Origin of the sequence: Hwanghaeella sp. 1Z406 (assembly GCF_048892425.1) — a bacterium.
In the GTDB taxonomy this organism is placed as follows: domain Bacteria; phylum Pseudomonadota; class Alphaproteobacteria; order UBA8366; family Aestuariispiraceae; genus Pacificispira.
This window is the reverse complement of record NZ_JBLZHU010000049.1, coordinates 1-282: the sequence shown is the minus strand read 5'-3', so window position 1 is coordinate 282 and position 282 is coordinate 1. Positions and strand designations below refer to the sequence as shown.

Genomic DNA, 282 nt, shown 5'->3' with positions numbered 1-282 from the left:
ACGCACACCACCCTGGAGCATTCCGACTGTGCTTTCATGGTGGATAACGAAGCCATCTACGACATCTGCCGGCGCAACCTGGATATTGAACGTCCCACATACACCAACCTCAACCGTCTGATTGGGCAGATTGTGTCATCCATCACAGCCTCCCTAAGGTTCGATGGCGCCCTGAATGTGGACTTAACAGAATTCCAGACCAACCTGGTGCCATACCCTCGCATCCACTTCCCACTGGCGACCTATGCCCCAGTCATCTCTGCTGAGAAGGCATACCATGAG

At 53.9% G+C, this 282-nt stretch carries 1 protein-coding gene; it reads left to right on the top strand.

Annotated elements, in window-relative coordinates:
* Positions 1 to 282 (top strand): hypothetical protein (locus ACOSDR_RS20310; RefSeq protein ID WP_420732359.1); only part of this gene is annotated, 282 nt, incomplete at both ends.